This is a genomic window from Helicobacter sp. MIT 14-3879, assembly GCF_003364125.1.
Map to the genome: position 1 here is coordinate 25,666 of NZ_NXLP01000009.1, position 22,535 is coordinate 48,200.

Here is a 22,535-nt window from a genome sequence, read left to right on the forward strand (position 1 = left end):
ATGAAGGATTCAAAAGATTCTATATATTCTAAAGTTATCCCACGCACATTAAGTGGTTTTAAAGATAGACTTCCTATGGAGGCTATGAAAAAATCAAAATTACTCTCTAGTGTTAGTAGTATATTTGAAAATTTTGGTTTTGTTCCCATTGAAACACCTCATTTAGAGTATGCAGATATTTTAGTAAAACAAGGAAGTGATGAAATTCAAAAAGAGTTATATCGATTTAAAGATCATGGTAATCGTGATGTTGCTTTGAGGTTTGATCAAACAGTTCCTCTTGCTAGGTTTATATCACAGCATAGAAATGAGATTGATTTTCCTTTTAAACGTTATGCAATAGGCAATGTATTTCGTGGAGAGAGGGCACAAAAGGGTAGGTATAGAGAATTTACACAATGTGATTTTGACTTTATAGGGAGTGATAGTATTGCTTGTGATGCTGAAATTGTCCAAGTAATATATGCTTCTATGGTTGGTTTGGGGATTGATGAATTTACTATTTGGTTAAATAATAGAAAGGTTTTAAATGGTATTTGCAAATACTTTGGTATAACAAATAATAATGATATTTCTAATGTATTAAGGATTATTGACAAACTTGACAAGATAGGAAAAGATTGCGTAACAGAAGAGTTAGATAAGATTATTTCAAATGTTAGTAAGTTTTTAGAGATTGCAAATATTAAGCAAAATGGAGATAGTAGAGAGTTCTTTAAAGAGATAGCTTATCTTAAGGGTTGGAATGATGATTTAAAGAATGGTATAGAGGAGCTAGAACGAGTTTATGATATTTTGTTAAATTTAGAAATGGATAGAAATGCTTATAGAATAAATTTTTCTATTGCAAGGGGATTAGGCTATTATACAGGCATTGTTTATGAGACTACTTTAAATACACAAAAATCTTTAGGAAGTGTGTGTTCTGGTGGTAGATATGATAATTTAACTAGAAGTTTTTCAGATGAAAAGATGAGTGGAGTTGGTGCTAGCATTGGTATAGATAGGCTTTTATCTAGTATGAATAATTTATCAAAAAAACAAACTTCCGCTAGAGTATTAATAATTTGCCTTAGTAGTAAGCATTTTGGTTATGCCTATAAAATTGCAGAATCTTTTAGAAGAAGTGAGATTTCATCAGAGGTATATCCAGAAATTAATAAGATTAAAAAGCAGTTTGCATACGCTAACTCGAAGGGACACGAGTTTGTTGTAGTGATTGGTGATGATGAGTGTAAAGTAAATGCTATAACACTAAAAAATATGACTTCAGGAATGCAAATGAAGGGTATTAGTATGCTAAAAGCAATAGAATTATTAAAACAATGAAATTTAAGTTAGAGCCAAATTTTAGTGATAGTATTGATAGAGTCTGTAAAAATTGTGGGCAATTAAGTAGTGATTGTGTATGTTTAAAGGATATAAAAATTTTAGATAATGACTTATATGTAATTAAATTTAGAGTTTTAAAAGTAAAAAATAAGGTAGTTAGTATTATTTATCCATTTTATACAAAAGATATTAAAAATATATTGAGTTTTTTAAAAAAGAAGTTTGCTTGTGGTGGTAGCATTAAGAGAGTTGAAGATTATTATGAGATATTATTACAAGGAAACTTTGGTGATAAGGAATCTAATACAATTGCAAAAAATACATTAGATTCTACTCCTAAAGTTTTAGAAGAATTGCATTTAAAGTTTGGCTTTAAGTTAAGTGATTAATTTTAATAAAAGCATTATTGAGCGTTATATTTGGAATAATATTGAATTTTTAGTAAAAAGGGATGATTTAATTTCTTTATACATTAATGGTAATAAGGCTTATAAATTTTATTTTTTACTTGATATGAAATTTGATTCTATTGCTAGTTTTGGTGGGAATCAGTCAAATGCAATGTTAGCTTTAGCATATATCACAAAGCAAAAAAATGCTAATTTTACATACTTTAGCAAACCTCTTTCAAAATATCTTTTAAACAATATTGAAGGTAATTTAAAAATTGCTTTAGGTTTAGGAATGAAGTTAGAGATTTCAAATAATCTAGAACAAGACACCCTTTTATTTGCAAAAAATACTAATTCTATTTTTATATATCAAGGTGGGGCATTTGAGATGGCAAGATATGGGATTAAAAAATTGGCAGATGATATTGTAGCTTTGGGATTAGAAAATTATGTGTATTTTGCTCTTCTGGAACAGGAACTAGTAGCCTTTATTTGCAATATTTTCTAAAACCTTATAATATCAAAGTATTTACTACACCTTGCGTTGGAAATAAAGATTATTTACAAAAGCAGTTTTTAAGACTAATAAATGATAAGAGCTATTTTCCACAAATTATAGAGACTAAAGAAAAAATATATTTTTCTAAACCACATAAATTGATTTTTAAAATTTATAGGGAATTTTTAGATATGAATATAGAGTTTGATTTATTATATGATTGCGTAATGTGGCAAGCGATAGCGGATAATTTAGATTTATTATTTTCATATAAAAATCATTTATTTTTACATTCAGGAGGAATATCTAGCAATTTAACTCAACTAAAGAGGTATGAGTTTAAAGATATTAAAACCTTACAAAACGCTAAATAATAAAAGGTCGCTTTAGCAAATAATTTTGAAATATTATGTAGCTATACAGCTTTTTGGTTGTTTTGACAATTTTTACATATACCTATAAGTAATATGGATGCATCATTAATATCACTATATCCGCTTTTAAGCTCACAATATTTTTGAAAATTGATTGTATCTATTTCAAAATCTTCTAAATTATCACAAACTTTACAAAATAAGTGAATATGTGGTATTTTATTTATTTCATATTTTTGCTTTTGTGTAGGAGTTTTAACACTTTTTAGGATATCTACGTTTTGCATAGCTAATATATTTTTGTATATAGTAGCAAGAGAAACTGATGGAATTCTAGTTTTAATCAAGCTAAATATATCATCTACACTAGAATGTCCGTGTTTATCTAATTCTTCAAGTATGGCAATTCTTTGTGGAGTAATTTTTAGTTTTTTATCTTTTAATATCTTTACAAAATTATTGTTGCTCATAACATATTCCTTAAAAATTAATAAATATTTTTCAATTTTAATTTAATAATTATAATAAGTTATTTATTGTTTAATTGTTTATTTTTAAAAATAATTGTAAAATTTATGCCTTTATTCTTAAATTTTTAGGAGTTATATTGTTTGATACACTAACAAATTCTTTTAAAGGTCTTGTAAATAAAATTAGATTTCAAGATGATGATAAAGCACTAGAGCGTTCATTGGATGAACTAAAAAAAATATTACTAAGAAATGATGTTTATCACAAGGTTTCAAAAGATATAATTTTACAAGTAGAATCTGAATGCAAGAAAAGTGCTAAAAGTGGTATAGGTAGAGATGCTTTTAAAAAAGCTTTAGAAACTTCTTTGCTAAATATATTTAGTGGAAATTATGGTTTTACATTTGCCTCAAAACCCCCAACAATAGTCCTTATGGTAGGTTTGCAAGGAAGTGGTAAAACCACTAGTAGTGCAAAATTGGCAAATTATCTAAAATTAAGAGGTAAAAAAGTTTTGCTTGTAGCTTGCGATTTACAAAGACTTGCTGCGGTAGATCAGCTAAGACAATTGTCAAGTGAGATTGAAGTTGATTTTTTTAGTAGAGATACTAAAGATTCTTTAAATGTTGCAAAAGAAGCTATTGCCTTTAGTAAAGATTCTACTTATGATGTTGTTATTATAGATACAGCAGGAAGACTTGCAATTAATAATGAACTTATGAATGAATTAAAAGAAATTAAAAGCATAACTAAAGCAGATGAAATTTTTTATGTATTAGATAGTTTAAGTGGTCAAGATGCAGTTAGAAGTGCAGATAGCTTTAATAAAGAAATAGGATTAAGTGGAGTAATTTTGAGTAAATTTGATAGTGACACAAAGGGTGGTATTGCCCTTTCTGTTGCAAAACAGATTGGAGTTCCTATTAGATTTATAGGAAGTGGAGAAAAAATACCAGATTTAGATATTTTTCTACCAGATAGAATTGTTGGTAGATTAATGGGTGCTGGAGATGTAGCAGGTTTTATTGAAAAAACAACAGCCATCGTTGATGAAAAAGAAGTAAAGTCTTTAACTAAAAAAATAAAAAAAGGTAATTTTACTTTTGTTGATTTTTTATCTCAATTAGAAAATATCAAAAAAATGGGGTCAATGAAATCTTTAATTTCAATGATGCCTGGTCTTGGGGCTATGGGAGATGCACTAAAAAATGTTGATATTGATAATTCTGTTGAGATTAAAAATATAAAAGCTATGGTGTCTTCTATGACTCCAAAAGAGCGTGAAAATCCAAGTATATTAAATGGCAGTAGAAAAAAAAGAATAGCAGCTGGTTGTGGGCTTGAAGTAAGTGATATTAACAGATCTTTAAAGCAATTTGAAACTGCTTCAAAAATGGCTAAACAGATGTCATCGCCAAATGGTGTAAAAAATATAATGAATATGATTAATGGTGCAAGCCTTAACAAAATGAGATAAATAAGATATTATTTCAAAATTATTTTAGAAAGGAGATTTATGGCAACAGTTATAAGATTAACAAGAATAGGTAGAAAAAAGAAACCATTTTATAGAATTGTTGTTACAGATAGCAGAAAAAAGAGAGATGGAGGGTGGATAGAATCTATTGGTTACTATGATCCTTTAAGACCTGATTCTAAAAATGTAGATAAAGAAAGGTTGCAATATTGGGTAGGGGTTGGAGCAAAGATGAGTGATAGAGTGAAGGCTATCACACAATAAATATTATTTAACTGAATATGGTAGATAAATTTATAAAAGCTTATAGTAAAAAGATTGTCTCAAAACCAGAATGTATAGAAGTAAAAGAGATTATAGATGAAAAAGAAAATATCTATAATATAATAATTTATGCAGATGATGCAGATGTTGGTCGTTTGATTGGTAAAAATGGGAAAATGATAAGCTCTATTAAAAATCTTATTTCAGGCTGTAAAGCTAAAAATGGTATGGGTTATAAAATATCAGTTGAATCAGTATGATAAATTCTTCTAAAGAGCGATATAATTTTAATATATTAGTTGCTAAATGTGGTAGAAGCATTGGGCTAAAGGGTGAAATAAAATTAATTATTTATACAGATTTTTTAGATATTTTTACTAAAGGTAATATTTTTAGATGTGGAGATTTTAAGCTTACTTTGGAATCTTTTAACTTAAGTAAAAATAGTGCATTTTTTAAAGAAATAAGAGATATAGATTCTGCAAAAAGAATTAACTCTTTATTGCTTTATAGCGATAGAGAAACTAGTTTAAAATATTGTTTTTTAAACAAAGATGAATTCTTTTGGTTCGATGTAATTAATCTAAATGTATTCGATAACAATGAGTTAATTGGCAAAGTTCTTGATATTGAGCGTATTGGGAATGTAGATTATTTAATCATTAGAGTTGATGAACAAATATTTAAAAAATATCCATATATCAAGGCTAGAAATTTTTATTTGCCATATATATCTCGCTATATTATAGATACTAATTTAGAAATAAAAAGTATTTTTGTAAAAGATTCTCTTAGCATACTAGAAACCTCGTAATGAAATTTACCTTTTTAAGCCTTTTCCCTAATCTCATTAGTGGTTATTTTTCAGATTCTATTTTAAAAAGAGCCATAGATTCTAAACTTTTAGAGATTGAAATCATTGATTTTAGAGAGTTTAGCAATAATAAATATAAAAAAGTTGATGATTTTCAAGTGAGTGGTGGGGCAGGGCTAGTAATATATGCAGATGTGTTAGAAAAAGCATTAAAAGCTATTAGCAGTAGAGATTCTCATATAATTTATCTTACTCCTGTGGCAAAGCAGTTTAATAGTTATGATGCAAAAAGACTAGCTAGCAATAAAAAGCATATTATTTTTATTTGTGGTCGTTATGAAGGCATTGATGAGAGAGTTATTGAGTGTTTTGTAGATGAGGTTTTTTGTATTGGTGATTATATTTTAACAGGTGGAGAACTAGCATCTTTGGTAATGTGTGATTGTATTTCAAGACATATTCCAAATGTGCTTGGAAATGCAGAATCTTTGCTTGGAGAGAGCTTTGAGGATAATTTACTTGAAGCACCAATCTTTACAAAGACTAATATTTTTTCAAAAAAAATATCGAATTTAAGTATACCTTCAGAGTATTCAAAGGGAAATCATAGTAGAATAAGAGCTCTTAAAAATGAGTTATCATTAAGCAAGACGAAGTATTTTCGTCCAGATATTTATAATAAGGTAAGAATATGCAAAATAGATATATAGAATTATTTGAACAATCCCAAATAAAGGATAAAAAAGTCCCTAGCTTTAAAGCAGGAGATACTTTAAAAATTGGCATTGCTATAAAAGAAGGAGATAAGACTAGAATCCAATATTTTGAAGGTATATGTATATCTGTAAGAGGGCAAGGTGTTAATAAGACCTTTAGAGTTAGAAAAATTGGAGCTAATAATGTAGGTGTTGAGAAAAATTTTCCACTTTATAGCGATAGTCTAGCTAGTATTGATGTTGTAAGAATAGGTAAAGTTAGAAGAGCAAAGCTATACTATTTAAGAGATAGAAAAGGAAAGGCTGCCAGAATTAAAGAGTTACGTAAGTAATTATAGAATTTAAAAATAATCTTAGCATCCTTTTTATTCTTATGAATAAAAAATTTATTATTTTTATTTTCATTTTAAGCCTATCTTTATTTGTATTTATTAATAAATCACATTTTGCTCAAATCTCTCATTTTGTAGTTAATCAAAATTTAGAATCCTTTGAAATTTATAAAACTACTAAAAATGATTTTATTGTTGATAATATTGAACAAAGTGCTCATAGTAGCTCTTTAGTAGATGTTGGAGATAGAATTATGATTTTATATTTTGCAGGGACTAAAGAGGGTGCTAGTGATGTTAAGATTTATCAAGCTTTTTTAGATAAGAATAACTTAAAAATAACTACTCCTAGGGTGCTTTTAGACGCATCTATGCTTTCAAAAAAAGCAAATAAATTTATTAAAAAATTAGGCAATCCTGTAGCTTTTAGAGATATAAATAATAAAGTTCATTTTTTTGTAGTTGGTGTTAGTCTTGGTGGTTGGGCTACAAGTAAGATTTATCAATTAGAATTAAGTAGTGATTTAAGTGAAGTTGTGTATAAAGATGAACTTAGACTAGGACCTTTTGCAAACTTTTCTCATCTAATTAGAACACCAGCTATTGCATTTCAAGGGGGGGGGTTTATCTTGCCATATTATCATGAACTTGCAAGAAAATATAGCCTAGTTGCTTTTTTTGACAAAAATGCAAATTATCTTTATTCTAAAAGAATGAATATGCTAAATAACCAACTCCAGCCTAGTATGATTGCATTAAATGCTAACGAATGCCTTGTATTTTTTAGAAATTATAAATCTTACAATAATGTTAGTTTTTTACAAAGCTGTAAAGATATGGGCAATACTTGGGATAAACCACAAATTAGCAATTTAAATGGGTATGATGATTCTTCAATATTAATTAATTATAAATTTAAAAATAATAATAGAATCTTGCTTATATACAATAACGGTAAGGTTTTAAATAAGCATACAAGAGCATCTTTAGGGCTTTATTATTTAGATAAAAATAATTTTTTATATTTAAGAAATATTGATATTACAGATAGAGATAGTTATCCCAATGAGGTTAGTTATCCATCGGCACTCATTGATAGAGAGTATTTATATTGTGCATATACCTATAATAGAAAAACTATTAAAATAAAGAGATTTAATTTGTTAGATTTAGAAAATCTAATCATTAAGGTAGAGAAAAGTAAATGATTGGGATTTATATACTTTCTTTTGGGGTATTTTTATTTATTGCAGACAGTATCTTTAAAAATAACTTAAAATATATTTTTGTAGTAATTTTATTTACAATCTCATGTTGTAGTATTATAAAAGTTCTTTGGGATTATTACTCTTTAAATTTGCTTATTTTTTCATTGTTTGATAAGCCTAGTCTTCTTTGTGTATTCTTAGTTTTAAGCTATATTTTTAAAAATATTTTTAAAAATATTCCATTAAAAAATAAAATTTTAAAATTATTTATAGATTCTACTATAAATCAATTTTTCTTTTTGCTTTTATTTATATTTGGGCTTGTTTTATTCTTAGGTAGTTTAGGTTTAATACCATTTGATATTTATCATAGCTCTAAATTATACCAGTCAATTTTTGTATTTATTTTTATGATTTGTTTTTATTTTGTAGATAGATTTTGCTCTTTTATTGTTTTACTTGCTTTAATTTTTGGGATATTTTTAAATGATGATATTTTGACTTGTTTAATATGTGTATATCTTTTTGTTTTTAGTTTTATTATCATTTTATTTAATGTTTTAAAATTTATTATAAATGCACTCAAGGGGTTAAGTTTATAAAATGATAACTTTTAGAAAAGCTATTTTATCATCATTTATTTTTATGATTTTATTGTATGTTTTAAATTTAGCATTACGTATTTTGTTTATTATTATTTGTATTCTTGAAGATTCTATGGGAAATACTAATATTAATGAGATTTTTAAAATGCTATACAATGCCTTTTTATATGATGGGCAAATTATTGGGGTTATGAGTATTGTATTTTTTCTACTAAATCTTCTTATTTTTGTATTTCATAGGGCAAAATATCTTGTATATATTTATAGCTTTTTAGTGATTTTTATTAGTGTTTTTGTTGTAATTGCAAATATAGGTTTTTATCAAATTTATAAAGATGTTTTTAATGCTGCTTTGCTTGGGCTTATTTTTGATGATAGAGTTGCAATTTTAAAGACTGCATGGAGTGGTGATTTTGGAATTTTTAATAAGATTATTTTATGGCTTATAATTAGTATCGTTACATATTTATTACTATTTTTTATTATTAAAAAAATCAGTAATGTTAAATATAAAAAGATAGCTAACACAATGCTTTTTATTTGTTTTAGCTCTACTTGCCTTTTTGCTATCAATGGACGCATAGGGTTTAGTGGAATTTCACTTGGAAAGGAAATAACTCCCGTAGAGAATTTATTTTTAAGAAAAATTACAATGGGCTCTTTTCGTGATTTAGGCTATGTTTATAAAGGTTATATTCGCATTTGGAACTCTAAATTTAGTGATTATATTGATGAGAGTCCAAGAGAAGCTGTAATGAAATTTTTTAAGCTAGCTTCTTCTAATGCTTCTATTAATCTTTTAGGTTTATTAGAAAAAAATGTAGAAAATCCTAATAATATAGAAATTAGCCATATTTTTTATATTATTGCAGAGAGTTTTAGTAAATGGCATTTTGATGATGAATTTAGAGAGATAGGGTTGATGAATAATCTATTAAAATTGATAAAAGAGGATAATGCCTTTAGTGCAAAGATTTTCTTAGAAAATGCAGCTAGCACTATAAAGAGCCTTGATGTTCAACTTAGTGGATTGTTTCAAATAGAAATACCATTTAACTTAAGCGTTACTTCTAACTTTAAAACATCTAGTGGATATATTTTTAAAGATTTAGGATATAAGACTAAATTTTATTATGGTGGCTCTGGAACTTGGCAAAAACTAGATACTTATGTAACATCTCAAGGGTTTGATGAGATTTTATATAATACACATATAATTTCTTATCTTAAAAGGAAAAATATAAGACTACCTTATGAAAACTCTTGGGGAGTTTATGATAATTTTTTATATGATTTTGTTATAGATAATACACCTAAAGATAAAACTTTTTCTATGATTTTAACAACATCTTATCATTCTCCCTATGATGTGCCTTTAGATAGTTTAGATATACCTTTTGATAAGATAGACTTTTTTATTGCAAATAATCCAAAAATAATTAAAAAAGATGAAGCAAAAAGGGTATTCTCCCATATAATATATCAAGATAAAATGATTTATAAATTTATAAAAGAGACTTCTAAAAAATTCCCAAATAGTTTATTTGTAATTACAGGAGATCATTATGATAGAATGTATCCATTTTCTAATGCTTCTATTAATGTGTCTAATCAAATTCCTTTTATAGTATATTCTCCAAAGTTAAGACCAAAAGTAAAAAGCAATATTGGCTCTCATATTGATATAATTCCTACTATTGTTGAATTGATAGCACCAAATGGATATAAATATGCTAGTTTTGGCACACCTATGCTTAGTAATTCTAAGGTGTCAATAAATAAAAGTTATGCTTTAGGTTATTTTGCGGTAGCAGATAAATATGGTGTATATAACGAAGATAATATTAATAGTTTTGAAAATAAAAGATACTTACTAGATGATTTAAAAAGAGCTAAGGCAATAAGCTGGTATATATTTAAGAATGGATATGAAATAAGAGAATAGTAGAAATCAATTTGATTTTTCCACTATTAAATTTGAAAGTTTTATAAAAGCTTATGAAATTTTTAAATTATCTATCTTTTAGTTTAAGTTCTTTAATTAGTTTTATGTAATTATCATATTTTGTTTTTTTAAGATATTTTAATAAACTTCTTCTTCTACCTACTAATTTTAGCATCCCAAGCCTACTTGAATGATCTTTTTTATTTATTTTCAAATGCTCTGTTAGATTAGAAATTCTTTGTGTTAATAAAGCTATTTGAATCTCACTTGATCCTGTATCTTTATCATTTCTTCCAAACTTATTTATTATATATTGTTTTTCCGCCGAATCTAAAGCCATTTGACCTTCTCCTGATTTGGTATTTGTTTTAAATTAAAAGTTGTATATTACTATAAAATTCTTTAAAAAAGCAAAGTTTTAATTCTAAATTGATAAAATCCAAATCTTTAAATTTATATGATATTTTTTAACTACTATGGAGTTTTTGTGGCTAAGAGAAGTCAAGTTGTTGGATATATAACACCTTTTGTAAAGAGATTCTTTGCTTCAAAGGATTTAATTGTTGTTGTTTTTATAATGGCAATTCTTGCAATTATAATAGTCCCTCTTCCTAGTTATTTGCTGGATTTTTTTCTAACAATTTCTATTTCATTGTCTGTTTTAATTTTATTAATTTCACTTTATATTGGTAAGCCTACGGATTTTTCAGCATTTCCAACACTGCTTTTGATGGTAACTTTATTTAGGTTAGCCCTTAATGTTGCAACAACTAGAATGATTTTAAGTAATGGACATCTTGGTGTTAGTGAGGTTAGTGAGATAGTAGGTGCTTTTGGTAATTTTGTTGTTGGGGGGAATTATGTAATTGGTATTATAGTTTTTGCCATACTTATAATTGTTAATTACCTAGTTATTACAAATGGTTCTACAAGAGTTGCTGAAGTTCAGGCTAGATTTACATTAGAGGCAATGCCTGGAAAACAAATGGCTATTGATGCTGATTTAAACTCTGGTTTAATAGAAAAAGAAGAAGCCCAAAGAAGAAGAGAGATACTAACACAGGAAGCAGATTTTTATGGCTCTATGGATGGAGCTTCAAAATTTGTTAAAGGTGATGCTATTGCTGGAATAATCATTACATTTATAAATATTATTGGAGGATTTTTAATAGGTGTATTTGGAAATGATATGTCTCTATCAGATAGTGCTAGCACATTTACAATACTAACTATTGGTGATGGATTAGTTAGTCAAGTGCCAGCACTTATTGTATCTACTGCCACAGGTATAGTAATAACTAGAGCAACTAAAGGAGAAGAGAGTAATTTTGCTTCAAAAATAGTAAATCAATTACTTGGTAATAGTAAGATTTTAGCTATTGTAGGGGCAATATTATTATTTTTTGCTTTAATTCCTGGTCTTCCTACTTTATCTTTAGGATTTGTTGGAAGCATATTTTTACTTATGAGCTATCTTTTAAATGTTGGCAGTGAAAATATTTTTAATAAAAAATTATTTGCCAAAAAGCCAGAAGCTAAAATAAAGCAAACTCCACAAGATGTTCCAAAAGAATTAAGAAGTTTAAAAAGCATAAGAGAACAAGAAGAGCAAATAGAAATGAAACATCAAGCAATGTTAGATGAGAAGCTAAAAATAAATGTTCTTCAACTTTCTGTTGGTTATGCTTTAATGAGGCTTACAGAATATCCAGATAGTTCATTGATTGAGAGAATCCGTGGTGTTAGGGCAAATATTGCACAAAGTTACGGCTTTATAATTCCTAAAATTAGGATAATAGTAAATCCTAGTGCAGATTTTTCGCCAAATGGTTATGAGTTTTTTTTAAAAGGCATTAAAATAGGTGGTGGAGAGGTTATGCCAGATAGATATTTAGCAATGGACCCAACAGGTATGGCTATAAAAGATATTGAAGGAGTTCATACTAAAGAGCCTGTTTATAATACAGATGCTTTATGGGTTGATAAACATAATAAAGATGAAGCTACAATGGCAGGATATTCAGTGGTAGATCCATCAACCGTTATTAGTACTCATATTAATGAGTTAATTAAATATTATGCAGAAGAGATTTTAACTCGTCAAGATGTAAGAAATTTAATTGATAGATTAAAAGATGATTTCCCAAGTCTTGTCAATGATGTTAATCAAATACCACTAGGTATTATTCATCAAGTTTTAAAAGAATTATTACACGATAAGATTCCAATAAAAGATATGATAACGATATTAGAGACTATCATAGAAGTTGCTCCAAAAACTCAAAATAATGTATCAATTATTATGGACTATGTTAGAAGTGCTCTTTCTCGGGTGATTACAGATGTATTTAAGAATGATGATGGTAGTATTAAATTCTTTACTCTTCCAGCAGAATCAGAAAGCTATCTTTTAAATAAATTGCAAGATACGCAATATGGAAGAAATTTTATACTTAGTATAGGAGATGTTCAAACTCTTATTAATTCGTTAAATTTAGCAATAGAAAAATCAAGAGAAATGCATATTGTTCCAATATTACTTGTAGAGACAAATATAAGGAGCGCATTAACAAAGGTTGTTGAAAGAAATAATATACCAATGACAATTTTAGGAAATGCAGAAATAAGTCCAAATGTAAAATTTGAATTTTTAGGAAATATAGATTTAAAGTTTAATTAAAAGGGAAAAAAATGGATAATTTAGAAGTTCATCATCTTTCTCATATTGATTTAGATGGTTATGGAGCACAATTGGTTGCAAAAGAATGTTTTAATAAAATATTTTTTTATAATGCAAATTACGGCAAGGAAGTTGAAGTTAGAATAAATAATGTTTTGAATAATATTAAACAATCAGATAGTAAGAATTTTTTAATACTAATTACAGATTTAAATCTTTCTTTAAATGAAGCAAAATTCCTTCAAGATGAAGTAAATTTATTAAATATGACAAATAAAACTATTAAAATAAAGCTATTAGATCATCATATTACAGGTAAAGATTGTGCTAATATATATGAGTGGTATCATTTAGATTCTAGCATGTGTGCCTCCAAACTTGCTTTTTATGAATTAAGAAAAGAATTTGGAATAAAAAATTCTTCTTGGTTGGAGGTTTTTGTTGAGATGATAAATTCTGCTGATACTTGGCAGGAAAATGGATTTGCATTTGATTTTGGAAAAGTTGCAATGGGTATGATTGCTCAAAGCAAAGAGTTTAGTCGTTTTATGTTTGATGATTATGATAGAGAATTTAAATTAAATATGCTTTATTACGCCAAAGATTATTTATTGGACGCTGCTAATAATGTGAAAGAAAATGCAAATGTAACACTTGATAATAATATATTTTTATTTAAAAAAGAAATTCTTGGTGGTGATAAATATACACAAACTATGGAGGAAATTTTATCTATTAAGCAAACCGAACTTTTAAGTAAAAATAAAGAAAAATATTGTATTTATATAATGGATAAGAAGGGTATTTTGACATATGGTATAGGTGGAATCTCAATATTAGCAAATCTGTTTTTAAAGCAAAATAGTGAATTTGATTTTTTTATAGATGTCGGTCTTAGGGGAAGTTTATCTCTTAGGTCAAATGGTAATTGTGATGTTAGTCTTATGTCAAAAGATTTTTTTAATGGTGGCGGACATAAAAATGCAGCTGGTGGTAAGATAGATGGTTTTAAAGAGACATTTTTATATGAAGAGGCAAGAGAGCAAATTGAGCATTTTTTAAAAGATAAATAAGATATATTACTTTAAGGAAAATAAAATGAATAATCTAAAAGAGCAAGAACTGTTAGATGAAATAGTTACTCTCTTAATGGCATCGTTTAGTCTAGCTGGAGTTAAAGATGAGAATCTTAATAAAGCCTTAGAATTTTATGAAATAGAAATAAATAAAAGAGATGATAATGAAGAATATAGTTACAAAAGTGTATGTGAAGTAATCTTAGATATGAAACAAAAATATAAAGATTTGTTTTATTAGGATTAAACTAATGAAAATTATTAATCTAGCTATACTTTTTAGTGGGAATGGAGGCAATCTTGAAAATATTTATAAAAAATTAAATTCTAAAGAATTTGGAGATATAAAAATAAATTTTCCTATTGCAATAAGTAGTAAATATGGAGCATTTGGCATCACTAGGTGCAGTAACATTGGGTTAAATTGTAAGATTTTAGATTATAAAGAAAATAAAATTAATTATGATGAAAAATTAATCAATATTTTAAAGTCTTATAATATTGATTTAGTTATTCTAGCTGGTTTTATGAGGATTCTAGGGGATAGTTTTTGTTCTAGATTTAAAGCATTGAATATACACCCATCAATACTTCCACTTTTTAAAGGAGCAAATGCAATTAAAGAATCTTATGAGAGTTATATGAAGATAGCAGGTGTTAGTGTGCATTATGTAAGTAATGAGCTTGATAGCGGTGAACTTATTATGCAAGATATTATCTATAAAATTGATGGAGAGAGTTTAGAATCTTTTGAAGATAGAATCCACGCTTTAGAGTATGAAATCTATCCTAAAGCAATTTTAAAGGCACTAAATTGCAAGATTTAATTATCTTTGGAATCATATCTATCCTAATTTTTTTAGCTCCATTGCTTAATAAAATAACTATGCTTCCTATTGTAGTTATAGAAATTTTACTTGGTGCTTTTGCTTTTAATGTAGGGTTAGTTAGTGAATCTGTGGTATTAAAAGAAGTCTCTCATATGGGCTTTTTATTTTTGATGTTTTTGGCTGGAATCGAAGTTGATATAAAGAGTTTTAAAACGCTTGGAAGTAGTTTTTTAAAACGAGTTTTGATGTATTTTTTCGTCCTTTATTCATCTACTATTGTTATTGTTTTAGCTTGTAATTTATCCATAATTTATATTGCTGCATTTCCTGTTATGTCGCTGGGTATGATAATGATATTAATACAAGATTATGGTAAAAATGAAATATGGTTAGATTTATCATTAAAAATAGGAATAGTGGGTGAATTAATTAGTATTTCAATGTTAGTTTTATTAGATGGATACTATTCTTTTGGGATTGGTAAGGAGCTTTATCAATCAATTTTTATATTATTTATATTTATAATTTTAATTATTGTATTTTTTAAGCTCACAGCCATTATTTTTTGGTGGTTTCCAAGTTTAAGATTGGTGCTTATTCCAGCAGATGGTTCTATGAATCAAGATATAAGATATAGTATGATGTTATTTTTTATGATGATAGTTATAGTGTCTTTACTGAAAATTGAAGCAGTGCTTGGTGCATTTATCTCTGGTATGGTTATATCAAGTTTTTTTAAAACTAATAAGGAACTTCATCACAAGTTAAATGACTTTGGATTTGGCTTTTTGATTCCACTATTCTTTGTTTATATTGGAACTACCCTTGATTTTGACGTTATATTTGGGAATAAAGATATAATTATTCATGCAATTAATATTTGCTTTGCTATGATTATAGTTAGGATTATAGCTACAAGTATTGTTTTTGGCTCATTTTTGAAAAAAATAAAAAATATATTTTTATTCACTCTAAGCGGTTCAATGCCGCTTACATTTTTGGTAGCTACTGCTACGCTTGGGCAAAATATAGGAGCTATTGAGAGAGAGCAGTATTATTCTTTTGTATTAGCTGCTATAATGGAGAGTATTTTAATTACAACAATTATAAAAGTTATTATTAATATGAATAGAAATAAGAGTTAGTAGAATGCAAAAAAATGCAATTTTAATAGTTAGTTTTATAGCCTTTTGTCTTACAATATTAAAATTAATATTTGCAGTAATTTCTGGTTCTGTTGTTATTTTAGCAAGTGCAATAGATTCTTTACTTGATGTTTTTGTTTCACTTTTTAATCATTTCACATTAATAAAATCTCATTCTCCATCAAATAAATATTTTAACTATGGCTTTGGAAAGTTAGAGGGTGTAGCATCTGTTCTTGAGAGTTTGATAATTTTTTGTTCTGGAACTTATATAATATATGAATCCATTGTGAAAATAATTAGCAATAAAGGTGTTAATAATATAGAACAGGGTTTACTTGTAATGATTATTTCTATAATTGTAACATTTGCTTTAGTTTGTTTTTTAAAGCTTATTGCAAAATCAAATAATAGTATTATTATAAAATCAGAAGTTTTACACTACAAAAGTGATCTTTTAAGTAATGCTGCTGTTATTGTATCGCTAATAATAATACAATTTACTTCATTTTATGCAATAGATTCTATCATTGGCGGAATATTGGGGATTTATATTTGCATTCAAGCTTATAAAATTGCAAAAGAAGGATTTTTTATGCTTCTTGATAGGGCTATTAGTGAAGAGCTAAATAATGAAATTATAAAAATATTAGATGATAATAAATCAATTACAAGTTACCATGAGTTAAAGAGCAGGGTTAGTGGGGATACGATATTTTTAGAATACCATCTTGTTTTTGATAATAATATTTCTCTATTTAATGCACATTCTATATCAAATGAGATTGAATATAATATTGAGTGTATTTCTGATAAATACAAATGGGTTATTTTAACTCATCTTGACCCTTATGATGATAGTAATTAAATTAAAATCTTTTAGAATTAGCTTCTGAAATTAAAATTAAATAATCTTAACTTCTATTAAAATCATCTTCCAATCTTATAATATCATCTTCACCTAGATATTCTCCTGCTTGCACCTCTATAATTATTAGGTCAATTTTGCCCGGATTTTCTAGTCTATGCACACTTCCCATAGGAATATAGGTAGATTCATTTGATTTTAAAATAAACTCTTTATCTTCTATTGTAACTATGGCACTACCACTAACTACAATCCAATGTTCATTTCTATGGAAATGTTTTTGTAGGCTTAATCGCTTTTTTGGTTTTACTATTATTTGTTTAATTTTATATTTATCTCCATCTAATAATACACTATAACTTCCCCAAGGTCGATACACAGTGCGATGAATTTGGCATAATTCACTATTATTTTCTTTCAGTATTTTAACTACTTCTTTTATTTTTTGACTTTCTCCCTCTTTAGTAATTAGTAATGAATCAACCGTATCAATGATAATTAAGTCATTAATTCCAATAGTTGCAGTAGTTTTATTTGAAAAAACAAAGTTATTACTAGATTCTAATGCAATTAAATTTGTATTTGAGATATTGTTATTAGAATCTTTCTTGTATTCATTTTTTAGTGCATCAAAACTTCCTACATCATTCCAAGTAAAGTTGGCTTTTAGAAGTTTTAACTTTTTACTTTTTTCCATTATAGCGTAATCAATGCTAATATCTTTTATATTTTTCATATCTTGAGGTTTTATTCTAGTGATGTTTTGAGATATTTTTGCATTTTCAAAAGCTTTTTTACACTCTTTAAATAAGTCTTTTTGATATATTTTAAACTCTTCAATCAAAATTGAAGCCTTAAAGCAAAACATTCCACTATTCCAATAATAATTCCCATCACTTAGATATTCTTTTGCTTTTATTTCACTTGGTTTTTCTATGAATTCTAAGCCATTTTTAGAATCTTTTATATATCCATAACCTGTATTTGGAGAATTTGGTTTAATACCAAAAAGAACTATATTGCCATCTTTAGCAAGCTTATCTGCCTCTAATATCGCCTTATTATAATTTTCTATATCTTTTATTATATGATCACTTGGGATTGCTAAGATAATATCATCTTCTTTAACACTTAAAGCACTAAATAATAATGCTGCTGCTGTATTTTTTGGTAGACCTTCTAAAATATAATCTATGGATTCTAATTTAATATTTATAGATTCTATCTCATCTTGTGCTAGAAAATAGTGAGATTCATTTGTAACTATTTGAAAATTATTGCTAATTCCTGCATTTCTTATTAATGTTTGTTGAAATAAAGATGAATTATTTATTAATTTTACAAATTGCTTTGGTAATAGTTCTCTTGACAATGGCCACAATCTAGTTCCAGAGCCACCACATAAAATTGTTATAACCATTATTAATAATCCTTAAAATTAAATTTATTGATTTATTAGTCTATTTAATATTGCCATTCTTATATAAACACCATTTGAGACTTGACTTAATACTTTACATCTAGAATCTTTTAGCATTTCATCATCAATGTCTATATTTCTATGCACAGGACCTGGATGTAATATTATAATATTACGATTTCCAATTAAATCTTTTGTTATACAATACCTCGAGGCATAATCTTTTAATGAGCCATATATTTGATTATTATGCCTTTCTGTTTGTGTTCTTAAACTCATAATAACATCTACTTCATCAATAATTTCTTTTATATTTGTTGTTTGCCTTAGTTTATTACTTATACTTTGAAAATGCGGTGGAGCTACCAAAATTACTTCCATTCCAAGTCTGCTAAATATATCTATACCACTTGTCGCAACCCTAGAATTTACTATATCACCTACGATAGCAATTTTTTTCCCTTCTAAATTTTTAAAATGTAGTTTCATAGTTAGTGTATCAAGTAAGGCTTGTGTAGGATGTGCGTGTGCTCCATCTCCTCCATTTATAATGGGGCAAGTTACATACTTTGCTAAATAATTTCCAGCACCTGCACTTTGATGACGAATAATAATTGCATCTGTGTTCATAGCATTGATATTTGCTGCTGTATCAGCAATAGTTTCACCTTTTAAAGTAGAGCTTTTTGAAATATCTAGTCTAACTACCTTTCCACCTAATCTTTTTACTGCAATTTCAAAGCTACTAAGTGTTCTTGTAGAATTTTCAAAGAATATTGTTGTTATTAATTTATTCTCTAATGTATTATTTGGAATAGCATTTTTATAGGATATTGCCTCATCTAAAATTTCATTAATGTCATTTATACTTAAGTCATTAGTGCTTATTAGATGTTTTGGCATAGTTATTCCTTATGTTTATGTAAAGAAAAGATGTTAAAATCATATCTAAAATATTATAAATTTTGGAGAAGTGATAAGTGAAAGTTTTATTATTAATATTATTTTTTTTTAGTGGCTGCGGGTTGTATCATAATAGTTACAAACCTAGCATTTTATTTGAAAAAAAGATTAATTCAAGCAGAAAAGCACAAATAATTAAAGATAATAAAACTGTTTTAATTGCTACTGCAACTTACCTTAATAATGTAGATTCTAGTATTTATAATGGAGATAGAGAGTATTTTTTAATTGAGGTTTTTAGTGAGCTAGATATTCCTTTTAAAGAATATATGCACTTTAGCCTTACCAATAATGTTTCATTTTTGTGGATAAGAGAATTACAAACTAATGAAGATGATGAGATTCTTAGCTCATATAATAAATGGAGTAAAAGTTTTCTAATAGCATTTGATAGATTAGAATATCAACAAAAAAAGAATATGAAATTAACATTAGATGTAGATAACGTTGGTAGTATGACATTTGATTTTACATATGAGATTCTTGAAATGAAACTTTAATTTAAATTATTTTATATTAAGTGTTTAATTTTATTTTTTAGTTTTTTTTGTTAGTATTGCGACTTTTAATATTAAATAAAGAATGGTGGTGATAAAGATGCCGGGTATTAAAGTTAGAGAAAATGAAAGTTTTGATGAAGCTTATAGGAGATTTAAAAAACAAGCTGATAGGAATTTAGTTGTTACTGAAAGTAGAGCTAGAAGATTTTTTGAATCTCAAACTGAAAAGAGAAAAAAGCAGAAAATTAATGCTAAAAAGAAAATGCTAAAAAGATTATATGTTTTAAGAAGATATGAATCTAAGCTATGATTTGGAGTTTAATTTATGAATTTTAGTGGTAAAAATGGGTTAGTTACAGGTGCTAGTAAAGGAATTGGTGCAGATATAGCTAGAGTATTAGCATCTTATGGAATAAAAGTTTGGATTAATTATAGAAATAATCAAGATTTAGCTTTGTCTTTAAAAGAGGAAATAGAAGATAATGGCGGAGAAGCAAGTATTATTGCATTTGATGTAAGCAAAGAAGATGAAGTTTTAGAGGCATTTAAAGTAATAGCAGATTCTGATTTAAGGTTAGATTATTTAGTCAATAATGCTGGAATTACTAACGATAAATTAGCACTTAGAATGAAGAATGAAGAATTTATGAGTGTTATTAATTCAAATCTTTTATCTACATTTATGTGTTGTAGAGAGGCATTAAAGATTATGTCTAAAAATCGTTTTGGCAGTGTTGTTAATATATCTTCAATTATTGGAGAGAGGGGTAATGCTGGACAAATAAATTATGCAGCTTCAAAAGGTGGTATTAATGCTATGAGCAAATCTTTTGCTTATGAGGGTGCTCCTAGAAATGTGCGGTTTAATATCGTTTCTCCAGGTTTTGTTGATACAGAGATGACCAAGAGCTTAAAAGATGATGTAAAAGAAACTTATTTAAAAAATATACCATTAGGAAGATTTTCTAGTGGTATTGAGGTGGCAAATGTAGTTGCATTTTTACTAAGTGATAACTCTAGTTATATTACAGGTGAAGTAATAAGGGTAAATGGCGGTTTGTATATGTAAGTTATTTATATAATTTATATTATTTTTGATACAATATTTTTTCAATATTATTTAAGGAGTTAATTATGGCAGTATTTGATGATGTAAAGGCTGTTATTGTAGAACAATTAAGCGTAAATCCAGATGAGGTAAAGTTAGAATCTAAATTTGTAGATGATTTGGGTGCGGATTCTCTTGATGTTGTAGAATTAGTTATGGAATTAGAAAATAAGTTTAGTGTTGAGATTCCAGATGAGGAAGCTGAAAAAATTTCAACAGTAAAAGATGTTGTTGATTACATAGAAAAAAATAAGTAAATATTTGGCTTTCAAGGGAGATATATAAATGCAAAGAGTTGTTGTCACTGGTATAGGTATGATTAATTCTTTAGGGCTAACTAGAGATACTTCTTTTAAGGCTATTATAGAGGGTAAATGTGGTATTAAAAATATTACTTCATTTGATACAACTGATATGCCCGTTAAAATAGCTGGCGAGATAGATAATTTTGACCCTGCTAATGTTATGGATGCAAGAGAAATAAAAAAAGCAGACAGATTTATACAACTAGCTTTGCAATCTTCAAAAGAAGCTATGGAAGATTCTGGAATATTAGATTTTAAGGATATTGATTTTGATAGATTTGGGACTAGTTCTGGTTCTGGAATCGGAGGGTTAGGAAATATTGAAAAAAATTCTATAGCTTGTTTTGAAAAAGGAGCAAGAAGGATTAATCCATTTTTTATACCATCAGCTTTAGTTAATATGTTGGGTGGGTTTGTTTCCATAGAATATGGCTTGAAAGGTCCTACTTTAGCAAGTGTAACTGCTTGTGCTGCAGGAACTCATGCAATTATTGAAGCATATAAAACAATAGCTTTAGGTGGTGCAGATGCAATGCTTGCAATAGGTGCAGAATCTGCTATTTGTCCTGTTGGCATTGGTGGCTTTGCCTCTATGAAAGCATTAAGCACTAGAAATGATAGCCCACAAACAGCTTCTCGTCCATTTGACAATGATAGAGATGGTTTTGTTATGGGCGAGGGTGCTGCAAGCTTATTATTAGAATCTTATGATATTGCAAAAAAACGAGGAGCAAATATTTATGCTGAATTGGTTGGTTATGGTGAGAGTGGAGATGCAAATCATATAACTACTCCAGCTCCAAATGGAGAAGGAGCATTTCGTGCTATGAAAGCGGCTATTTCTATGGCAAATACAAGTATTGATTATATAAACGCACATGGCACAAGTACTAAATATAATGATTTATTTGAAAGTATTGCAATTAAAAATGTTTTTGGAGGTAAGGATAATGTTCCACCAATTAGCTCTACAAAGGGACAAATAGGCCATTGCTTAGGTGCAGCTGGAGCATTGGAAGCGGCTATTTCTATTCTTACAATAAAGCATTCAGTTTTACCACCTACTATTAACCAATTTACAAAAGATTTAGAATGTGACTTAGACTATATTCCAAATACTGCAAGAGATGCTAAAGTAGAATGCGTAATGAGTAATTCGTTTGGATTTGGTGGAACTAATGGTGTAGTAATCTTTAGAAAAGTTTAATAAT

Annotated in this window: 28 protein-coding genes; 24 read left to right on the forward strand and 4 right to left on the reverse strand. The window is 27.3% G+C overall.

The genetic code is table 11. From position 1 onward, the window contains the following. From hisS to CQA44_RS06525, 4 genes are read left to right on the forward strand one after another with little or no spacing between them, the layout of a single operon-like run. Nucleotides 1–1,329, forward strand: a complete 1,329-nt coding sequence (gene hisS, locus CQA44_RS06510) for a histidine--tRNA ligase (protein WP_115546471.1) — start codon at nucleotides 1–3, stop codon at nucleotides 1,327–1,329. Beyond that, nucleotides 1,326–1,721, forward strand: coding sequence for a hypothetical protein (locus CQA44_RS06515; RefSeq protein WP_115546472.1), 396 nt, complete (start codon nucleotides 1,326–1,328; stop codon nucleotides 1,719–1,721). Before hisS ends, CQA44_RS06515 begins: the two co-directional genes overlap by 4 nt. Beyond that, complete coding sequence (locus CQA44_RS06520) at nucleotides 1,714–2,232, forward strand: hypothetical protein (RefSeq protein ID WP_115546473.1); 519 nt, start codon at nucleotides 1,714–1,716, stop codon at nucleotides 2,230–2,232. The genes CQA44_RS06515 and CQA44_RS06520 overlap by 8 nt, the downstream gene beginning before the upstream one ends. Next, a complete protein-coding gene (locus CQA44_RS06525) occupies nucleotides 2,217–2,597 on the forward strand; it encodes a hypothetical protein (protein WP_115546474.1) in 381 nt (126 codons plus the stop codon). The genes CQA44_RS06520 and CQA44_RS06525 overlap by 16 nt, the downstream gene beginning before the upstream one ends. Nucleotides 2,598–2,638: 41 nt before the next feature. Here the strand turns inward: CQA44_RS06525 and CQA44_RS06530 are convergent, their stop codons facing one another. Beyond that, nucleotides 2,639–3,067 (reverse strand): Fur family transcriptional regulator, encoded by a 429-nt coding sequence (locus CQA44_RS06530; protein ID WP_115546475.1) that lies wholly within the window; start codon nucleotides 3,065–3,067, stop codon nucleotides 2,639–2,641. Nucleotides 3,068–3,204: 137 nt separating this feature from the next. On the opposite strand from CQA44_RS06530, the gene ffh reads away from it, so the two are divergent. Genes ffh through CQA44_RS06575 form a run of 9 tightly spaced genes read left to right on the forward strand, consistent with a single transcriptional unit; the run spans nucleotide 3,205 to nucleotide 10,429 of the window. Next, nucleotides 3,205–4,545: a signal recognition particle protein gene (gene ffh, locus CQA44_RS06535; RefSeq protein WP_115546476.1), complete on the forward strand. Its 1,341-nt coding sequence runs from the start codon at nucleotides 3,205–3,207 to the stop codon at nucleotides 4,543–4,545. 39 nt (nucleotides 4,546–4,584) lie between these two features. After that, nucleotides 4,585–4,809 carry a 30S ribosomal protein S16 gene (gene rpsP / locus CQA44_RS06540; RefSeq protein ID WP_115546477.1) on the forward strand — a complete coding sequence of 75 codons (225 nt, stop codon included), beginning with the start codon at nucleotides 4,585–4,587 and terminating at the stop codon, nucleotides 4,807–4,809. A gap of 17 nt (nucleotides 4,810–4,826) precedes the next feature. Next, entirely contained in the window at nucleotides 4,827–5,069 is a 243-nt protein-coding gene (locus CQA44_RS06545; RefSeq protein ID WP_115546478.1) for a KH domain-containing protein, read from the forward strand. Next, a complete protein-coding gene (gene rimM / locus CQA44_RS06550; protein WP_115546479.1) occupies nucleotides 5,066–5,623 on the forward strand; it encodes a ribosome maturation factor RimM in 558 nt (185 codons plus the stop codon). Before CQA44_RS06545 ends, rimM begins: the two co-directional genes overlap by 4 nt. Then, on the forward strand, nucleotides 5,623–6,333 hold the full coding sequence (gene trmD / locus CQA44_RS06555; RefSeq protein ID WP_115546480.1) for a tRNA (guanosine(37)-N1)-methyltransferase TrmD: 711 nt from the start codon (nucleotides 5,623–5,625) through the stop codon (nucleotides 6,331–6,333). Before rimM ends, trmD begins: the two co-directional genes overlap by 1 nt. Further along, the gene (gene rplS, locus CQA44_RS06560) at nucleotides 6,315–6,671 is read left to right on the forward strand and encodes a 50S ribosomal protein L19 (RefSeq protein ID WP_115546481.1); all 357 of its coding nucleotides are present in this window, start codon (nucleotides 6,315–6,317) and stop codon (nucleotides 6,669–6,671) included. Before trmD ends, rplS begins: the two co-directional genes overlap by 19 nt. 41 nt (nucleotides 6,672–6,712) lie before the next feature. After that, nucleotides 6,713–7,879 (forward strand): sialidase family protein, encoded by a 1,167-nt coding sequence (locus CQA44_RS06565; RefSeq protein ID WP_115546482.1) that lies wholly within the window; start codon nucleotides 6,713–6,715, stop codon nucleotides 7,877–7,879. Next, nucleotides 7,876–8,481 (forward strand): hypothetical protein, encoded by a 606-nt coding sequence (locus tag CQA44_RS06570; RefSeq protein ID WP_115546483.1) that lies wholly within the window; start codon nucleotides 7,876–7,878, stop codon nucleotides 8,479–8,481. Before CQA44_RS06565 ends, CQA44_RS06570 begins: the two co-directional genes overlap by 4 nt. Nucleotide 8,482: 1 nt before the next feature. Continuing rightward, nucleotides 8,483–10,429: an LTA synthase family protein gene (locus CQA44_RS06575; RefSeq protein ID WP_115546484.1), complete on the forward strand. Its 1,947-nt coding sequence runs from the start codon at nucleotides 8,483–8,485 to the stop codon at nucleotides 10,427–10,429. A gap of 67 nt (nucleotides 10,430–10,496) precedes the next feature. On the opposite strand, the gene rpsO is transcribed toward CQA44_RS06575, so the two are convergent. Further along, nucleotides 10,497–10,769: a 30S ribosomal protein S15 gene (gene rpsO / locus CQA44_RS06580; RefSeq protein WP_115546485.1), complete on the reverse strand. Its 273-nt coding sequence runs from the start codon at nucleotides 10,767–10,769 to the stop codon at nucleotides 10,497–10,499. Between the two features lie 117 nt (nucleotides 10,770–10,886). Here rpsO and flhA point away from each other — a divergent pair, with 117 nt between their 5' ends. Genes flhA through CQA44_RS06610 form a run of 6 tightly spaced genes read left to right on the forward strand, consistent with a single transcriptional unit; the run spans nucleotide 10,887 to nucleotide 17,028 of the window. After that, a complete protein-coding gene (gene flhA, locus CQA44_RS06585) occupies nucleotides 10,887–13,109 on the forward strand; it encodes a flagellar biosynthesis protein FlhA (RefSeq protein WP_115546486.1) in 2,223 nt (740 codons plus the stop codon). An 11-nt stretch (nucleotides 13,110–13,120) separates the two neighbouring features. Further along, entirely contained in the window at nucleotides 13,121–14,182 is a 1,062-nt protein-coding gene (locus tag CQA44_RS06590; protein WP_115546487.1) for a DHH family phosphoesterase, read from the forward strand. A 25-nt stretch (nucleotides 14,183–14,207) separates the two neighbouring features. Continuing rightward, entirely contained in the window at nucleotides 14,208–14,426 is a 219-nt protein-coding gene (locus CQA44_RS06595) for a hypothetical protein (protein ID WP_115546488.1), read from the forward strand. Between the two features lie 10 nt (nucleotides 14,427–14,436). Then, complete coding sequence (gene purN / locus CQA44_RS06600; RefSeq protein ID WP_115546489.1) at nucleotides 14,437–15,012, forward strand: phosphoribosylglycinamide formyltransferase; 576 nt, start codon at nucleotides 14,437–14,439, stop codon at nucleotides 15,010–15,012. After that, nucleotides 15,000–16,160, forward strand: coding sequence for a cation:proton antiporter (locus CQA44_RS06605; RefSeq protein ID WP_115546490.1), 1,161 nt, complete (start codon nucleotides 15,000–15,002; stop codon nucleotides 16,158–16,160). Before purN ends, CQA44_RS06605 begins: the two co-directional genes overlap by 13 nt. Nucleotides 16,161–16,164: 4 nt before the next feature. Further along, a complete protein-coding gene (locus CQA44_RS06610; protein ID WP_115546491.1) occupies nucleotides 16,165–17,028 on the forward strand; it encodes a cation diffusion facilitator family transporter in 864 nt (287 codons plus the stop codon). A 46-nt stretch (nucleotides 17,029–17,074) separates the two neighbouring features. Here CQA44_RS06610 and CQA44_RS06615 read toward each other — a convergent pair whose 3' ends face one another. Together CQA44_RS06615 and CQA44_RS06620 are read right to left on the reverse strand one after the other, a co-directional pair. Beyond that, on the reverse strand, nucleotides 17,075–18,448 hold the full coding sequence (locus tag CQA44_RS06615; RefSeq protein ID WP_115546492.1) for a mannose-1-phosphate guanylyltransferase/mannose-6-phosphate isomerase: 1,374 nt from the start codon (nucleotides 18,446–18,448) through the stop codon (nucleotides 17,075–17,077). Between the two features lie 24 nt (nucleotides 18,449–18,472). After that, nucleotides 18,473–19,351 carry an aspartate carbamoyltransferase catalytic subunit gene (locus CQA44_RS06620; RefSeq protein WP_115546493.1) on the reverse strand — a complete coding sequence of 293 codons (879 nt, stop codon included), beginning with the start codon at nucleotides 19,349–19,351 and terminating at the stop codon, nucleotides 18,473–18,475. Nucleotides 19,352–19,428: 77 nt separating this feature from the next. Here CQA44_RS06620 and CQA44_RS06625 point away from each other — a divergent pair, with 77 nt between their 5' ends. The 5 genes from CQA44_RS06625 to CQA44_RS06645 all read left to right on the forward strand — a co-directional run bounded on the left by CQA44_RS06625 (nucleotide 19,429) and on the right by CQA44_RS06645 (nucleotide 22,531). Next, entirely contained in the window at nucleotides 19,429–19,911 is a 483-nt protein-coding gene (locus tag CQA44_RS06625) for a hypothetical protein (RefSeq protein ID WP_115546494.1), read from the forward strand. A 97-nt stretch (nucleotides 19,912–20,008) separates the two neighbouring features. Continuing rightward, the gene (rpsU, locus tag CQA44_RS06630) at nucleotides 20,009–20,221 is read left to right on the forward strand and encodes a 30S ribosomal protein S21 (protein ID WP_115546495.1); all 213 of its coding nucleotides are present in this window, start codon (nucleotides 20,009–20,011) and stop codon (nucleotides 20,219–20,221) included. Between the two features lie 15 nt (nucleotides 20,222–20,236). Beyond that, entirely contained in the window at nucleotides 20,237–20,980 is a 744-nt protein-coding gene (fabG, locus tag CQA44_RS06635; protein WP_115546496.1) for a 3-oxoacyl-ACP reductase FabG, read from the forward strand. A gap of 65 nt (nucleotides 20,981–21,045) precedes the next feature. Further along, a complete protein-coding gene (gene acpP / locus CQA44_RS06640; RefSeq protein ID WP_115546497.1) occupies nucleotides 21,046–21,276 on the forward strand; it encodes an acyl carrier protein in 231 nt (76 codons plus the stop codon). A 28-nt stretch (nucleotides 21,277–21,304) separates the two neighbouring features. Further along, a complete protein-coding gene (locus CQA44_RS06645; protein ID WP_115546498.1) occupies nucleotides 21,305–22,531 on the forward strand; it encodes a beta-ketoacyl-ACP synthase II in 1,227 nt (408 codons plus the stop codon). The last annotated feature ends 4 nt before the right edge of the window (nucleotides 22,532–22,535 follow it).

Excerpts from the sequence above, each read along its gene's own strand:
- CQA44_RS06575 (WP_115546484.1), top strand. The coding sequence starts at position 8,483 with ATGATAACTTTTAGAAAAGCTATTTTATCATCATTTATTTTTATGATT.
- CQA44_RS06615 (WP_115546492.1), bottom strand. The coding sequence starts at position 18,448 with ATGGTTATAACAATTTTATGTGGTGGCTCTGGAACTAGATTGTGGCCA.
- rpsO (WP_115546485.1), bottom strand. The coding sequence starts at position 10,769 with ATGGCTTTAGATTCGGCGGAAAAACAATATATAATAAATAAGTTTGGA.
- rpsU (WP_115546495.1), top strand. The coding sequence starts at position 20,009 with ATGCCGGGTATTAAAGTTAGAGAAAATGAAAGTTTTGATGAAGCTTAT.
- CQA44_RS06545 (WP_115546478.1), top strand. The coding sequence starts at position 4,827 with ATGGTAGATAAATTTATAAAAGCTTATAGTAAAAAGATTGTCTCAAAA.
- flhA (WP_115546486.1), top strand. The coding sequence starts at position 10,887 with ATGATATTTTTTAACTACTATGGAGTTTTTGTGGCTAAGAGAAGTCAA.
- hisS (WP_115546471.1), top strand. The coding sequence starts at position 1 with ATGAAGGATTCAAAAGATTCTATATATTCTAAAGTTATCCCACGCACA.
- CQA44_RS06645 (WP_115546498.1), top strand. The coding sequence starts at position 21,305 with ATGCAAAGAGTTGTTGTCACTGGTATAGGTATGATTAATTCTTTAGGG.
- purN (WP_115546489.1), top strand. The coding sequence starts at position 14,437 with ATGAAAATTATTAATCTAGCTATACTTTTTAGTGGGAATGGAGGCAAT.
- CQA44_RS06610 (WP_115546491.1), top strand. The coding sequence starts at position 16,165 with ATGCAAAAAAATGCAATTTTAATAGTTAGTTTTATAGCCTTTTGTCTT.
- CQA44_RS06595 (WP_115546488.1), top strand. The coding sequence starts at position 14,208 with ATGAATAATCTAAAAGAGCAAGAACTGTTAGATGAAATAGTTACTCTC.
- fabG (WP_115546496.1), top strand. The coding sequence starts at position 20,237 with ATGAATTTTAGTGGTAAAAATGGGTTAGTTACAGGTGCTAGTAAAGGA.
- rimM (WP_115546479.1), top strand. The coding sequence starts at position 5,066 with ATGATAAATTCTTCTAAAGAGCGATATAATTTTAATATATTAGTTGCT.
- CQA44_RS06590 (WP_115546487.1), top strand. The coding sequence starts at position 13,121 with ATGGATAATTTAGAAGTTCATCATCTTTCTCATATTGATTTAGATGGT.
- rpsP (WP_115546477.1), top strand. The coding sequence starts at position 4,585 with ATGGCAACAGTTATAAGATTAACAAGAATAGGTAGAAAAAAGAAACCA.
- trmD (WP_115546480.1), top strand. The coding sequence starts at position 5,623 with ATGAAATTTACCTTTTTAAGCCTTTTCCCTAATCTCATTAGTGGTTAT.
- CQA44_RS06570 (WP_115546483.1), top strand. The coding sequence starts at position 7,876 with ATGATTGGGATTTATATACTTTCTTTTGGGGTATTTTTATTTATTGCA.
- acpP (WP_115546497.1), top strand. The coding sequence starts at position 21,046 with ATGGCAGTATTTGATGATGTAAAGGCTGTTATTGTAGAACAATTAAGC.
- CQA44_RS06515 (WP_115546472.1), top strand. The coding sequence starts at position 1,326 with ATGAAATTTAAGTTAGAGCCAAATTTTAGTGATAGTATTGATAGAGTC.
- CQA44_RS06530 (WP_115546475.1), bottom strand. The coding sequence starts at position 3,067 with ATGAGCAACAATAATTTTGTAAAGATATTAAAAGATAAAAAACTAAAA.
- CQA44_RS06620 (WP_115546493.1), bottom strand. The coding sequence starts at position 19,351 with ATGCCAAAACATCTAATAAGCACTAATGACTTAAGTATAAATGACATT.
- CQA44_RS06565 (WP_115546482.1), top strand. The coding sequence starts at position 6,713 with ATGAATAAAAAATTTATTATTTTTATTTTCATTTTAAGCCTATCTTTA.
- rplS (WP_115546481.1), top strand. The coding sequence starts at position 6,315 with ATGCAAAATAGATATATAGAATTATTTGAACAATCCCAAATAAAGGAT.